Raw genomic sequence first — 14,312 nt, 5'->3', positions numbered from 1 at the left:
ACGAGGACGGTCCTGACAGGCCCAACCCGGCGCACCACATGACTGTGCGAGGAGGGGACAGAGTGCTGTTACCCATGCTGGGCGTGCTGCTGCTTGTCAGTCTGGCCACTGCGGCGGCGGGCATCGTGACCGCCGTCCTGATGCTGAACACCTCACCCCTGGCCCTGCCCAGGCTCTGTGCGGTTCTCGTTCTGGTCCTCGGTTCCTCTGCAGCAGCCGTGTACTGCTACGGCTGGTTCTCCGTCACCTTGGGAGGGCCGTTTCCCGCCCTGTGCGAAGACCGGAACGCCTCCGGCGCCGAACTGGCGAGCATTGTGCAGGAGCGCTGGCCTCTTCGCAGCGCCTGCGTCTACTCCGACGGTGCAACGGTGGAGCACATCTCGATGTCGATCACCATGCTCGTCTGCCTGCTGGCAGGTCTTGCCATCGTCCTGGCCGGTGCCGGCGCCGTCCTGCACCGGCGGGTCCCATCGTCCTCCGAGGGGTCGCTCGGTACCCCTTGACCCCGCTCATCCTCGAGAGGACGGGCCCGCCTTCGAGCGGGACTGCCGCAAGGCCCCATGGCGCTCACCCTGGGCGCGAACCACTCGGGCAAGGCGATGTACCTGCCGAATCACGGTCCGCCCGGCCCGGCACACCTGCGGGACCCTGCTCGCCTTCCTGGAGGTGCACCCCAAGGCCGCCCAGGCGACCCTCCGGCACAGCCGGGTCAGCATGACCTTGGACGTCTACCCGCACGTGGTCGGCGACAGTGAGCGGGAAGCGGTCGGCATGCTCGCCGAGCTTCTGGAAGATCCACTCATCGGCTGATGTCAGCCACGGACGTGAAAGACCCCCAGCCGGTATCGACTGGGGGTCTTCTCGCTGGTGGGGCTAACAGGATTTGAACCTGTGGCCTCATCCTTATCAGGGATGCGCTCTAACCAACTGAGCTATAGCCCCGCCGCGCTCTGCGGTGTGTGTCCCGCGCGCTGACTCCTGAAGATTAGCGCACGAGGCGGGCAGTCCCAAAATCGGTTGCCGGGGGCCCGCCGGCGGAGCCGGAAAACCCCCGGCACCAGGGCCTTACTCGTCCTCCGCCAGCGTCAGCTCCACGCCCCCGACGAAGCCCGCCGAGAGGTTGTAGATGAACGCGCCCAGCGTCGCCAGGGCCGTCGCCAGGACGACGTCGATGACCGCGATGATCGTCGAGAAGATCAGCACGTTGGGCAGCGACAGGAAGGCCTGCAGGTCGAAGCCGTTGGACTCGTTGGAGCCGGTGGCCTCGGAGATGGTGCCGCCGACCGTGGAGAAGACGCCCATGGCGTCCATGACCATCCACAGCACCGCGGAGGCCACGATCGTGCAGATGCCCAGCGCGATGGAGAGCAGGAAGCTGACCTTCATCACCGACCAGGGGTCGGCCTTGGCCACCCGCAGGCGCGCCTTGCGGACCCGGGGCGTGGTGCGCGCGCCGGTGCGCGGACGGCGTACGGCACCGCCCTGGGCGCCCTGCGACGGGTAGGCCTGCGGCGGGTGGTACGGCCCGGAGGACGCCTGCGCGTGGCGCTCGCCCGGCAGCGGCGAGACGGACGGCGCGGCGTCCTGGTGCGGCTGCGCGGCGTGCTGGGTCTGCGGACCTCTGGTGTCCGTCACCGTTCCCCCCTGGGATCCGTGGCCCTCCGCGGAGGGAGAGTTCTTCGCGGGCGTCTTGATCGCCTGGAGGTTCGTCGTCTCCGGGTCGTTCGCCCGCGCGGCGGAGCCACGGCCGCCGTCCGTCCCCGTACCGGTCGATCCGGCGCCCGTGGCTCCGCTCACGCTGACTCACTCCTCGTGCCTACTCGGACGAGGGCGCCTCACCCTCGTCCGTGCCGCTGGTCGCGGCGCCCTCGGCGGTCTCGTCGACGGCCACGTCGCCGTCGACCTCCTCCGCCTCACGTCCCGCTTCGGCGTTGCGAGCGATGCCGACCACGGCATCGCGCTTGCCCAGATTGATCAGTTGGACGCCCATGGTGTCACGGCCGGTCTCCCTGATCTCGTTGACTCGCGTACGAATCACTCCGCCCGAGAGGGTGATGGCGAGGATCTCGTCGGTCTCCTCGACCACCAGCGCGCCCACGAGCGATCCGCGGTCCTCCACGATCTTGGCGGCCTTGATGCCGAGGCCGCCGCGGCCCTGGACGCGGTACTCCTCGACGGGGGTCCGCTTCGCGTACCCGCCGTCAGTGGCAGTGAACACGAACGTACCGGGACGGACAACATTCATCGAGAGCAGCTCGTCGCCCTCGCGGAAGCTCATGCCCTTGACGCCCGAGGTGGCGCGGCCCATGGGCCGCAGGGTCTCGTCCGAGGCGGTGAACCTGATCGACTGGGCCTTCTTGCTGATCAGAAGCAGATCGTCGTCGGCCGAGACCAGTTCGGCTCCGATCAGTTCGTCGTCGGATCCGTCCTCCCGCTCGCGGAGGTTGATCGCGATCACACCGCCGGAGCGCGGCGAGTCGTAATCCTTCAGCGACGTCTTCTTCACCAGGCCCGCCTTGGTGGCCAGGACCAGGTACGGAGCCGCCTCGTAGTCGCGGATCGCGAGGATCTCGGCGATCGCCTCGTCCGGCTGGAACGCCAGCAGGTTGGCGACGTGCTGGCCGCGCGCGTCCCGGCCGGCGTCGGGCAGCTCGTAGGCCTTCACGCGGTAGACGCGGCCCTTGTTGGTGAAGAACAGCAGCCAGTGGTGCGTGGTCGACACGAAGAAGTGGTCGACGATGTCGTCTTCCTTCAGCTTCGCGCCGCGCACGCCCTTGCCGCCGCGCTTCTGCGCCCGGTAGTCGTCGGTCTTGGTGCGCTTGATGTAGCCGCCGCGCGTGACGGTGACGACGATGTCCTCTTCGGCGATCAGATCCTCGATGGACATGTCGCCCTCGTACGGGATCAGCTTGGTCTTGCGGTCGTCGCCGTACTTCTCGACGATCGCGGCCAGCTCCTCGCTGACGATGCCGCGCTGGCGGAGCGGGGAGGCGAGGATCTCGTTGTACTCGGTGATCTTCGCCTGGAGCTCGTCGTGCTCCTGGACGATCTTCTGGCGCTCCAGGGCCGCCAGGCGGCGCAGCTGCATCTCCAGGATGGCGTTGGCCTGGATCTCGTCGATCTCCAGCAGGCTCATCAGGCCGCCGCGCGCGATCTCGACCGTGTCGCTGCGCCGGATGAGGGCGATGACCTCGTCGATGGCGTCCAGTGCCTTCAGCAGGCCGCGCAGGATGTGCGCCCGCTCCTCGGCCTTGCGCAGCCGGAAGCGCGTCCGGCGGACGATGACCTCGATCTGGTGGGTCACCCAGTGGCGGATGAACGCGTCCAGGGAGAGCGTGCGCGGCACGCCGTCGACCAGCGCCAGCATGTTGGCGCCGAAGTTGGTCTGCAGGTCGGTGTGCTTGTACAGGTTGTTCAGCACGACCTTGGCGACCGCGTCCCGCTTCAGGACGATGACCAGGCGCTGGCCGGTGCGCGAGGACGTCTCGTCGCGGACGTCCGCGATGCCGCCGATCTTGCCGTCCTTCACCAGGTCGGCGATCTTCTGCGCGAGGTTGTCCGGGTTGACCTGGTACGGCAGCTCCGTGACCACCAGGCACTGGCGGTTCTGGATCTCCTCGACCTCGACCACGGCGCGCATGGTGATCGAGCCGCGCCCGGTGCGGTACGCCTCCTCGATGCCCTTGTGGCCGACGACGAGGGCGCCGGTCGGGAAGTCGGGGCCCTTGATGCGCTCGATGAGCGCGTCGAGCAGCTCCTCGTGGGACGCGTCGGGGTTCTGGAGGTACCACTGGGCGCCCTCGGCGACCTCGCGCAGGTTGTGCGGCGGGATGTTGGTCGCCATGCCGACCGCGATACCGGCCGAGCCGTTGATCAGCAGGTTCGGGAAGCGGGAGGGCAGGACGGTCGGCTCCTGGGAGCGGCCGTCGTAGTTGTCCGTGAAGTCGACGGTCTCCTCGTCGATGTCGCGGACCATCTCCATCGACAGCGGCGCCATCTTGCACTCGGTGTACCGCATGGCCGCCGCCGGGTCGTTGCCCGGGGAGCCGAAGTTGCCGTTGGAGTCGACGAGCGGCATGCGCATCGACCAGGGCTGGGCGAGGCGGACCAGGGCGTCGTAGATGGAGCTGTCGCCGTGCGGGTGGTAGTTGCCCATGACGTCGCCGACCACGCGGGCGCACTTGTAGAAGCCGCGCTCGGGTCGGTAGCCGCCGTCGTACATCGCGTACAGCACGCGGCGGTGGACGGGCTTGAGGCCGTCGCGGACGTCGGGCAGCGCACGCGAGACGATGACGGACATCGCGTAGTCGAGGTACGAGCGCTGCATCTCCGTCTCGAGCCCGACGGGCTCGATGCGCATGGCGATCTCGCCGCCCTGCTCAGGAGTGACGGGAGTGTTCTCGTCGGTCATTGCTGGTGAGGATCCTTCCTGGTGCGGTCAGCTGAGACCGACTCAGATGTCGAGGAAGCGGACGTCCTTGGCGTTGCGCTGGATGAACGCGCGGCGGGCCTCGACGTCCTCGCCCATGAGGACCGAGAACAGCTCGTCGGCCTGGGCGGCGTCGTCGAGGGTGACCTGGCCGAGGACGCGGTGCTCCTGGTCCATGGTCGTCACGCGCAGCTCCTCGGCGTTCATCTCGCCGAGACCCTTGAAGCGCTGGATCGAGTCCTCGCGGATGCGCTTGCCGCGCTGGCGGCCCATCTCGATCAGCGCGTCGCGCTCGCGGTCGGAGTACGCGTACTCGACGTCCTCCCGGCCCCACTTGATCTTGTAGAGCGGGGGACGGGACAGGAACACGTGGCCCGCCTCGACCAGCGGCCGCATGAAGCGGAACAGGAAGGTCAGCAGCAGCGTGTTGATGTGCTGGCCGTCGACGTCGGCGTCCGCCATCAGGATGATCTTGTGATAGCGCAGCTTCTCGATGTCGAAGTCCTCGTGGACCCCGGTGCCGAAGGCCGAGATCAGCGCCTGGATCTCCTGGTTCTGCAGGATCTTGTCGATCCGCGCCTTCTCGACGTTGAGGATCTTGCCCCGGATCGGGAGGATCGCCTGGTACTCCGGGTTGCGGCCGGACTTGGCCGAGCCGCCGGCGGAGTCGCCCTCGACGATGAAGATCTCGCACTTGACCGGGTCGTTGGACTGGCAGTCGGCCAGCTTGCCCGGCAGCGACGCCGTCTCCAGCAGGCCCTTGCGGCGGGTCAGGTCACGCGCCTTGCGGGCCGCCACGCGCGCGGTGGCCGCCTGGATGCCCTTGCGGACGATGTCCGCGGCCTCGTTCGGGTTGCGGTCCAGCCAGTCGTTGAGGTGCTCGTAGACCGCCTTCTGGACGAAGGTCTTCGCCTCCGTGTTGCCCAGCTTGGTCTTGGTCTGGCCCTCGAACTGCGGCTCGCTGAGCTTGACCGAGATGATCGCGGTCAGGCCCTCGCGGATGTCGTCGCCCGTGAGGTTGTCGTCCTTCTCGCGGAGCAGCTTCCTGTCGCGCGCGTACTTGTTGATCAGGTTCGTCAGCGCCGCGCGGAAGCCCTCTTCGTGGGTGCCGCCCTCGTGGGTGTGGATGATGTTGGCGAAGGAGTAGACACCCTCGCTGTAGCCGCTGTTCCACTGCATCGCGACCTCGAGGGACAGGCTCTTGTCCTTGTCCTCCGCCTCCAGGTCGATGACGGTGGGGTGCACCACGTCTCCCTTGCGGGAGTTGAGGTACTTCACGAAGTCGACGATGCCGCCCTCGTAGTGGTACGTGACGGTCTTCGGCTCGTCCTTCTCGTCCGCGCCCGCCTCGTCCGCGCCGGCCGTGGCCTTCGCCGACTCGCGCTCGTCGGTGAGCCTGATGGTCAGTCCCTTGTTCAGGAACGCCATCTCCTGGAAGCGCCGCGACAGGGTCTCGAACGAGTACTCGGTGGTCTCGAAGATGTCGCCGTCGGCCCAGAAGGTGACCGAGGTGCCGGTCTCGTCGGTGGCCTCGTGCCGGGCGAGGGGAGCGGTCGGGACGCCCATCTTGTAGTCCTGCGTCCAGCGGTGGCCGTCCGTCCTGACCTCGACGGAGACCTTGCTGGACAGGGCGTTCACGACCGAGACGCCGACGCCGTGCAGACCGCCGGAGACCGCGTAGCCGCCGCCGCCGAACTTGCCGCCCGCGTGCAGCACCGTCAGCACGACCTCGACGGCCGGCTTGCCCTCCGAGGGCACGATGCCCACGGGGATGCCACGGCCGTTGTCGACGACGCGCACGCCGCCGTCGGCGAGGATCGTCACGTCGATCGTGTCCGCGTGACCGGCCAGCGCCTCGTCGACGGAGTTGTCCACCACCTCGTACACGAGGTGGTGCAGGCCGCGCTCACCGGTCGAGCCGATGTACATGCCGGGTCGCTTGCGGACCGCGTCCAGACCCTCGAGGACGGTGATGGCACTGGCGTCGTAGGACGCCGTGACAGAGGCCTCGGCGGCGTCCGCCACGGCCTCGGTGGACTGAATGTTCTCGTTGGGGTTGCCGGAATCGGCCACGAAGCGCCCTTTCTGGCACAGCACGAGCCGGGCTCGTCGGCGGGTTGCCGGAGCGGCTGCGGCATGGTGCGTTGGTAAGCCTTGATCAGCGTTGCTCAGCGTTTCCCGGGCGGTCCCCACGTTCGGGGCGGGATTCTCCTCCAGTCTACCGGTAGCACTGACAGTGATGGGGGTTTGCCGGTACCTGAGTCCTCATGTGCCGCCCTGAACCGTGCTCGGCCGACTCCCGATATCTGGATGGGGGCTCCAAGAGGCTCACGGAGGCACCCAGCGCTTCCGGGTGTCAACCCTTTGCTACTTACGAGTCAGGTCCCGATTCGCAACCGTGTGCGGTGGTACGACAGGAAGGGCGCCGGCGGTCCCGGAGGACCGTCGGCGCCCGTCGGTGCGCTGTCCGATGTGATGTCTGTCACCCGTTGTCCACAGCTGTGGACAACGGTGCCGCGGCCCTCGTTCGGATCATCCGTAGGTGTCGCCGGGGCCCGTGCTGCCCGGGGCGCGCAGCGGGCCGTAGCGGCGGGCCGGGCCGCCGGGCCCGTTCACCTTGATCAGCCGGACCGTGCCGTGGCCGAGGTCCTCGTTGAGGCGCGCGACCAGCGTGGGCGCGAGCAGGCGCAGGTTGGTCGCCCAGGCCGTGGAGTCGCAGCGCACGGCCAGGACGCGCTCGTCCTCGTCGTACCGCTCCGGCACGCAGTGCTTGGCCACGTCCTCGCCGACGATCTGCGGCCAGCGCCCCATGACACCGCCCACGGCGGCCGGGGCCTCCCAGCCCCGCTCGCTGATGAGCCGGTTGATGGCGGCGCCGAGCGCCATGGGATCGCGGCGGTCGGCGTGCGCGCCGGAGCGCAGCCCGCCGCCGCGCCGCGCCTGCTTCTTCTGCTGCGCCGCCTCGCCACGCGCGCGTGCCGCCTCCTTCGCCGCGCGCAGCGCCACGCGCGCGAGGTCGACACCGGAGGGCTCGCGCGGCGTCCCGGGAACACCGGGCGCGCTCCGGCCGGCCGGTGCGGGGCGGGGCGGCATGCCGGGCGCGCGCTCGGGTGTGTTCTCGCTCATACGCGCTCCACCGTCCCCTCGGACACCGCGAACCGCGCCCCGGCCAGCACGTGCGGCACGTCGTCGTCGACCGCGGCGGTCACCAGGACCTGCTCGCCGGGCGCGACCAGTTCGGCCAGCCGCTCGCGGCGGCGGGCGTCCAGCTCGGCGAAGACGTCGTCGAGGACGAGCACCGGCTCGTTCCCCTCGGCGCGCAGCAGGTCGTACGAGGCCAGGCGCAGGGCCAGCGCGTACGACCAGGACTCGCCGTGGGAGGCGTATCCCTTGGCGGGCAGCCGGCCGAGTTTGAGCAGCAGGTCGTCCCGGTGGGGGCCGACGAGGGTGACGCCCCGCTCGATCTCCTGCTTGCGGACGTCGGCGAGCGCGGCCGTCAGCTGCGTGCAGAGGTCCTCGCGGGTGTGCGCCTCACCGGGCGCGGACGGCCGGTACTCCAGCGCGACCGGGCCGCCGCCGGGCGCCAGCTGCTCGTAGGCCTTGTCGGCCAGCGGCTGGAGCTCCGCGATCAGGTCCAGGCGCTGGGCGAGCAGTTCGGCGCCCGCGCGCGCGAGGTGCTGGTCCCAGACGTCGAGGGTGGACAGGTCCATGGTGCGGCCGCCGTGCCGGCGGGCCAGCGCGGCGGACTTCAGCAGGGTGTTGCGCTGCTTGAGGACCCGCTCGTAGTCGGAGCGGACCCCGGCCATGCGCGGGGAGCGCGCGGTGATCAGCTCGTCGAGGAAGCGGCGCCGCTCCCCGGGGTCGCCCTTGACCAGGGCGAGGTCCTCCGGCGCGAAGAGGACCGTGCGGACGATGCCGAGGATGTCCCGGGGCCTGACCTGCGAGGACCGGTTGATGCGGGCGCGGTTGGCGCGGCCCGGGTTCAGTTCCAACTCGACCAGCTGCTGCCGGTCGCCCTGGCGGACCTGGGCCCGCACGATCGCGCGGTCGGCGCCCATGCGGACCAGCGGGGCGTCGGAGGAGACCCGGTGGCTGCCGAGGGTGGCGAGGTAGCCGACCGCCTCGACCAGGTTCGTCTTGCCCTGCCCGTTGGGGCCGACGAAGGCCGTCACCCCCGGGTCGAGCGGGACCTCGACCCGGGGATAGGAGCGGAAGTCGGCCAGCGACAGATGCGTGACGTGCATGGTCGTTTCGCCGACCTCCAGACCTTCGGTGGTGCTACTTCTTCTCGACCGCGTGGCCGCCGAACTGGTTGCGCAGCGCCGCGATCATCTTCATCTGCGGCGAGTCCTCCTGACGGGAGGCGAACCGCGCGAACAGCGACGCGGTGATCGCGGGCAGCGGCACCGCGTTGTCGATCGCGGCCTCCACCGTCCAGCGTCCCTCACCGGAGTCCTGGGCGTAGCCCCGGAGCCCCGCCAGGTGCTCGTCCTCGTCGAGGGCGTTCACCGCGAGGTCCAGCAGCCAGGAGCGGATGACCGTGCCCTCCTGCCAGGAGCGGAAGACCTCGCGGACGTTCTCCACGGAGTCGACCTTCTCCAGCAGCTCCCAGCCCTCGGCGTAGGCCTGCATCATCGCGTACTCGATGCCGTTGTGGACCATCTTGGCGAAGTGGCCCGCGCCGACCTTGCCGGCGTGCACCGAGCCGAACTCGCCCGCCGGCTTCAGGGCGTCGAAGACCGGCTGCACCTTGGCGACGTTCTCGGGGTCGCCGCCGTACATCAGCGCGTAGCCGTTCTCCAGGCCCCACACACCGCCGGAGACTCCGCAGTCGACGAAGCCTATGCCCTTGGCTGCCAGCTCCGCGGCGTGCTTCTCGTCGTCGGTCCAGCGGCTGTTGCCGCCGTCCACGACGACGTCGCCGGGCTCCAGCAGCTCGGCGAGCTCGTCGATGGTGGACTGCGTGGGCTCGCCGGCCGGGACCATCACCCAGACCACCCGCGGGCCCTTGAGCTTGCCCACCAGCTCTTCCAGGCTGTGGACGTCGGCGAGGTCCGGGTTGCGGTCGAATCCGATGACGGTGTGGCCGGCGCGGCGGATCCGCTCGCGCATGTTGCCGCCCATCTTGCCGAGGCCGACGAGACCGAGCTCCATCAGTTGTGTTCCTTAGGTGTGCGACGTGGCGTGGCGGTACGTCCGTGCCGGGCACCTGCGTGCCGCGGCACTTCCGTCTTCGCGTCCGAGCCTAAACCCGGACGGTCACGCACATCTGTGGGCATACGCGCTCAGACGCACGCCCTCACCTGGGCCTTTGTCCTCACCCTGTGGACAACCCCGACGGCACGCGGCCGCCGGGGACGCCCGCGACCGGGATCAGCCGCTGAGCCGCACCGGCATGATCAGGTACTTGTACGCCTCGTCCGCCTCGGCGTCCACCGCGGGCCGGCCGCTCAGCAGCGCCGGCTTCGTGGAGGTCGTGAAGGACAGCTGGGCGACCGGGGAGTCGATGGCGCTCAGACCGTCCAGCAGGAACGTCGGGTTGAAGGCGATCGAGATGTCGTCGCCGTCCAGCTGGGCGTCGACCCTTTCCACAGCCTGTGCGTCGTCGCTGGAGCCGGCTTCCAGGATCAGCACGCCCTGCTCGAAGCTGAGCCGCACCGGGGTGTTCCGCTCGGCGACCAGGGCCACGCGCTTGACGGCCTCCACGAAGGGGGCGGTCTCGATGACGGCGATGCTGTTGAACTCCGTCGGGAACAGCGTGCGGTACTTCGGGAGGTCGCCCTCCAGCAGCCGCGTGGTCGTGCGGCGCCCGGCGCCCTCGAAGCCGATCAGGCCCTCGCCCGCCCCGGAACCGGACAGCGCCAGCGTGACGCTGTCACCGGCACCCAGCGACTTGGCGGTGTCCAGGAGCGTCTTGGCGGGCACCAGGGCGACCGCGGAGGCGTCCGGGTTCTCCGGCTTCCACAGGAACTCGCGGACCGCGAAGCGGTAGCGGTCGGTGGAGGCCAGCGTGACCGTGTCGCCCTCGATCTCGATGCGGACACCGGTGAGGACGGGCAGCGTGTCGTCGCGCCCGGCGGCGATGGCGACCTGCTGCACGGCGGAGGAGAAGACCTCGCCCGGGACCGTGCCCGTGGCGTTCGGCATCTGCGGCAGCGCCGGGTACTCCTCCACCGGAAGGGTGTGGAGGGTGAACCGCGAGGAGCCGCACACCACCGTCGCCCGTACACCGTCTGTGGAAATCTCCACCGGCCGGTTGGGGAGGGCGCGGGAGATGTCGGCGAGCAGGCGGCCGGAGACCAGGACCGTGCCCTCCTCCTCGACCTCCGCCTCCACCGACACCCGCGCGGAGACCTCGTAGTCGAAGCTGGACAGGCTCAGCTGGCCGTCCTCGGCCTTCAGCAGCAGGCCGGCGAGGACCGGCGCCGGCGGACGGGCCGGGAGGCTGCGCGCCGCCCAGGCCACTGCCTCCGCGAGTACGTCGCGTTCCACCCGGATCTTCACCGTAAGCCGCCTCCTGCTGTTGCCGGCGTTCGCGCCCTGCTTCGCCTTCGTCGTCTGACTCGGTGTCGCCGTCCCCAGGGTGGGGAAGGACACCGGGAACCAGTCTGACGCACCGCACTGACAGTAGGTGCCCGTCGGGGTCAAGTCGCGACGAGGGGCAGTCGGGCCCGATGCGCCGAGTTGTGCACAGGACCCGCTTCCAGACGTTTTCCGCGCTCTCTCTAGTCGGACGTAGTAGTAGGGCCTGTGGATACCGTGGATAACCACGTTTGCCCAGCTCAGCGCGGAAATTTTGTCCACGGGGCCTGTGGGTGGCGGCCGTGGACAACCAGGGGTCGCTGTGGAGAACGGAAAGTTCTGCACACCCCGTGCACAGGTCGGGGCGAGTTCTCCCCAGCGCCGTCCCCAGGTTTACCCGTCTTTCCCACAGGCCAATCCAGCACCTCGATGTGACGCCTTTCACTCGACGGGGTGAGGACGTGCGTCGCGTTGCCGAACAGTGGACAGGGATGTGGAGAAGTCGGTGATCGCTGGGGACAACCGGCCATAGCCTGTGGGCCGGCCGTGGACAACCCGGTGCGCGGGCCAGGGGCGGAAAAGTTGTCCACAGGCTGTGGAGAGTGTTCGTCCACGAATCCACAGCGGCCTGACCTGCCCTGTTGGCGTAGCGTCGCCTCACGCTGTGGACAAGATCGGGACAACTCCGCGGTCCCCAGGATGTGGACGGGAAAAAGTCGCCGAATCTGTGGAGAACGGCCGTGACCTGGCCGCTGTTCGAACAGCGAGGGGCACGCGCGTGCGCCACGGGACGGGCGCGTAGCCCGGGATGCGTGGGGATTGCGGGCGCCAGGAGGCCTGCGGGGGCGGCGCCGGCGGCTGCGAAGGGGCCTCTCGGCCGGCCCCGGGGCGCCCTGTGGCCGGCCTGTCCGTCCCGCAGGGCGCCCCGTCCCGCACGGCCTTCCGGACCTCCGGCCCGCCCGGAGAGGGAGGTTCCCCGAGGCCCTCCGCCTCGCCCGTCGTCCTCAGCCGTGCGGCCGCCTCGCCCGTACCCGCACGGCTGAGGGCGCCCGGGGACGGACTCCCCGGGCGCCCTCAGCGGCGTACGGACCGGCACGGCCGTCGGCCGTCAGCCGTTCTTGATCCGGTTGGTCAGCTCGGTGACCTGGTTGTAGATCGAGCGCCGCTCGGCCATCAGATTGCGGATCTTGCGGTCGGCGTGCATGACCGTCGTGTGGTCGCGGCCGCCGAACAGCGCGCCGATCTTCGGCAGCGACAGGTCCGTCAGCTCGCGGCACAGGTACATGGCGATCTGCCGGGCCGTCACCAGCGCGCGCCCGCGCGAGGTGCCGCACAGGTCCTCGACCGTCAGCCCGAAGTAGTCGGCGGTCGCGCTCATGATGGCCGTCGAGGTGATCTCCGGCGCCGAGTCGTCGCCGCCGGGGATCAGGTCCTTGAGGACGATCTCGGTCAGGCCCAGGTCCACCGGCTGCCGGTTGAGCGACGCGAACGCCGTCACCCGGATCAGCGCGCCCTCCAGCTCGCGGATGTTGCGCGAGATCCGGGAGGCGATGAACTCCAGCACCTCCGGCGGGGCGTTCAGCTGCTCCTGGACCGCCTTCTTGCGCAGGATCGCGATGCGCGTCTCCAGCTCGGGCGGCTGGACGTCGGTGGTCAGACCCCACTCGAAACGGTTCCGCAGCCGGTCCTCCAGCGTCACCAGCTGCCGGGGCGGCCGGTCGGAGGACAGCACGATCTGCTTGTTGGCGTTGTGCAGCGTGTTGAAGGTGTGGAAGAACTCCTCCTGCGTCGACTCCTTGTCCGCCAGGAACTGGATGTCGTCGACGAGCAGGATGTCCATCTCGCGGTAGCGCTTGCGGAAGCTGTCGCCCTTGCCGTCGCGGATGGAGTTGATGAACTCGTTGGTGAACTCCTCCGAGCTCACGTACCGCACGCGCGTGCCCGGGTACAGGCTCCGCGCGTAGTGCCCGATCGCGTGCAGCAGGTGCGTCTTGCCCAGCCCGGACTCCCCGTAGATGAACAGCGGGTTGTAGGCCTTCGCGGGCGCCTCGGCGACGGCGACCGCGGCCGCGTGCGCGAAGCGGTTCGACGCGCCGATGACGAACGTGTCGAAGAGGTACTTCGGGTTCAGCCGCGCGGTCGGCTCACCGGGGCCGGTCGCCGGCGCGGGCTGCGCGGCCAGCGGCCCGGGCGCGCCCGTGGTGGGCAGGTTCGGCCCGACCGGGCCGCCGCGGTGCACGTGGCCGGAGCCGGCCGGCGGGTTCGGCAGCTCGCGCCGGACCGGGTCGCGCTGGTCGTAGTCGGGGCGCGGCGTGTCGTAGTCGGGGCGCGCCTGGTCGTACGGCGGACGCTCCATCGCCTGCGGGCGGTAGTCCTGCGGCGGCCCGTAGGAGTCCGGGGAGCCGTAGGCGTCCTTGGGCGACGAGCCGTACGCGTCCTGCCCGCCGTACCCCTCCTGCGAGCCGTACGCGTCCTGCGGAGGCGAGGCGTACGGGTCCCGCTCCGGGAAACCGAGGCGCTGCTGCTGCCAGCCGTAGTCCTCCTGGGACGGCCGCGGCCAGGCGCCCGGCTCGGGGCGCTGGTACTCCGAGGGGTAGGCCGGGCGGGCGTTGGGGAGCTGGTCCGGGCGGCCGGACGGGGACTGCTGCTCGCCGCCGGGGTGCTGGTCGGCGCGGTGCCGGCCGTAGCCGTCGCGGCCCTGGGCGTACCCGTCCTGGTCGTAGGCGTCCCGCTGGTAGCCCTCGCGGTGGTACCCGTCCTGGTCGTAGCCGTCCCTGCCCTGGCCGGCGGAGGGCAGCTCGGGCTCCTCGTAGCGCGGCTGCGGGCGGGCGGAGGGCGCCGGCGGGGCCGGGGACTCGCCGACGGAGTCGTCGACGGTGATCGCGATGCGGATCGGGCGGCCGCACTCGCGGCTCAGCGTCTCGCTGACGACCGGCGCGAGACGCCCCTCCAGGACCCCCTTCGCGAACTCGTTCGGCACGGCGAGCAGCGCGGTGTCGGCGACCAGCGCGAGCGGCTGGCAGCGCCTGATCCAGCGCTCGTCCTTCGCCTCCACACCCTGGCCGCGGCCCTCCCCGAGGAGCTGCTCCAGTACGCGTGGCCACACTGCGGCAAGATCGGCAGGTACGTCAGCCACAGGGCACGCTCTCTCACAGGTCCACTCGAACGTGTGGTTCGTGGACGGGTCGGGATGTAAATCGGGTGGTGCGGGGACAAGGGAACGAATCGGAGTCCAGTCACGGTAGTCAGGGCGACGGCCACGGTTCAAGTTGTTGTCCCCAGCCTGTGGATAGTGTCTCCCCAGGACCCCTGGTTTGACCGAATGGCGCAGCCGCGCGTACCGTAACCAGGTCGAGTTGTC

The 14,312-nt window shown here is 69.9% G+C and carries 9 protein-coding genes and 1 tRNA gene; 1 reads left to right on the top strand and 9 read right to left on the bottom strand.

The window, feature by feature from the left end; all coding sequences use genetic code 11:
• Positions 1-62: 62 nt before the first annotated feature.
• Positions 63-503, top strand: coding sequence for a hypothetical protein (locus ACIF8T_RS06735; RefSeq protein WP_400031900.1), 441 nt, complete (start codon positions 63-65; stop codon positions 501-503).
• A 362-nt stretch (positions 504-865) separates the two neighbouring features.
• Here ACIF8T_RS06735 and ACIF8T_RS06730 read toward each other — a convergent pair.
• The 9 genes from ACIF8T_RS06730 to dnaA all read right to left on the bottom strand — a co-directional run bounded on the left by ACIF8T_RS06730 (position 866) and on the right by dnaA (position 14,057).
• A tRNA-Ile gene (locus ACIF8T_RS06730) sits at positions 866-942 on the bottom strand.
• Between the two features lie 123 nt (positions 943-1,065).
• On the bottom strand, positions 1,066-1,797 hold the full coding sequence (locus ACIF8T_RS06725) for a DUF3566 domain-containing protein (protein ID WP_400031898.1): 732 nt from the start codon (positions 1,795-1,797) through the stop codon (positions 1,066-1,068).
• Positions 1,798-1,816: 19 nt separating this feature from the next.
• Positions 1,817-4,411: a DNA gyrase subunit A gene (gene gyrA / locus ACIF8T_RS06720; protein WP_400031896.1), complete on the bottom strand. Its 2,595-nt coding sequence runs from the start codon at positions 4,409-4,411 to the stop codon at positions 1,817-1,819.
• 42 nt (positions 4,412-4,453) lie between these two features.
• Positions 4,454-6,526 (bottom strand): DNA topoisomerase (ATP-hydrolyzing) subunit B, encoded by a 2,073-nt coding sequence (gyrB, locus tag ACIF8T_RS06715; protein ID WP_400031894.1) that lies wholly within the window; start codon positions 6,524-6,526, stop codon positions 4,454-4,456.
• A gap of 435 nt (positions 6,527-6,961) precedes the next feature.
• Positions 6,962-7,555, bottom strand: a complete 594-nt coding sequence (locus ACIF8T_RS06710; protein ID WP_400031892.1) for a DUF721 domain-containing protein — start codon at positions 7,553-7,555, stop codon at positions 6,962-6,964.
• The gene (gene recF / locus ACIF8T_RS06705) at positions 7,552-8,673 is read right to left on the bottom strand and encodes a DNA replication/repair protein RecF (protein WP_400031890.1); all 1,122 of its coding nucleotides are present in this window, start codon (positions 8,671-8,673) and stop codon (positions 7,552-7,554) included. The genes ACIF8T_RS06710 and recF overlap by 4 nt, the downstream gene beginning before the upstream one ends.
• A gap of 34 nt (positions 8,674-8,707) precedes the next feature.
• Complete coding sequence (gnd, locus tag ACIF8T_RS06700) at positions 8,708-9,583, bottom strand: phosphogluconate dehydrogenase (NAD(+)-dependent, decarboxylating) (RefSeq protein WP_400031888.1); 876 nt, start codon at positions 9,581-9,583, stop codon at positions 8,708-8,710.
• Positions 9,584-9,802: 219 nt separating this feature from the next.
• Positions 9,803-10,933 carry a DNA polymerase III subunit beta gene (gene dnaN / locus ACIF8T_RS06695; protein WP_400031886.1) on the bottom strand — a complete coding sequence of 377 codons (1,131 nt, stop codon included), beginning with the start codon at positions 10,931-10,933 and terminating at the stop codon, positions 9,803-9,805.
• 1,126 nt (positions 10,934-12,059) lie between these two features.
• The gene (dnaA, locus tag ACIF8T_RS06690) at positions 12,060-14,057 is read right to left on the bottom strand and encodes a chromosomal replication initiator protein DnaA (RefSeq protein ID WP_400031884.1); all 1,998 of its coding nucleotides are present in this window, start codon (positions 14,055-14,057) and stop codon (positions 12,060-12,062) included.
• Between the last annotated feature and the right edge of the window lie 255 nt (positions 14,058-14,312).

It is taken from the genome of Streptomyces sp. NPDC085946 (assembly GCF_044540485.1).
In the GTDB taxonomy this organism is placed as follows: domain Bacteria; phylum Actinomycetota; class Actinomycetes; order Streptomycetales; family Streptomycetaceae; genus Streptomyces.
Note: the sequence above shows the minus strand (reverse complement) of the source record. Positions and strands in the feature narration are given on the sequence as shown.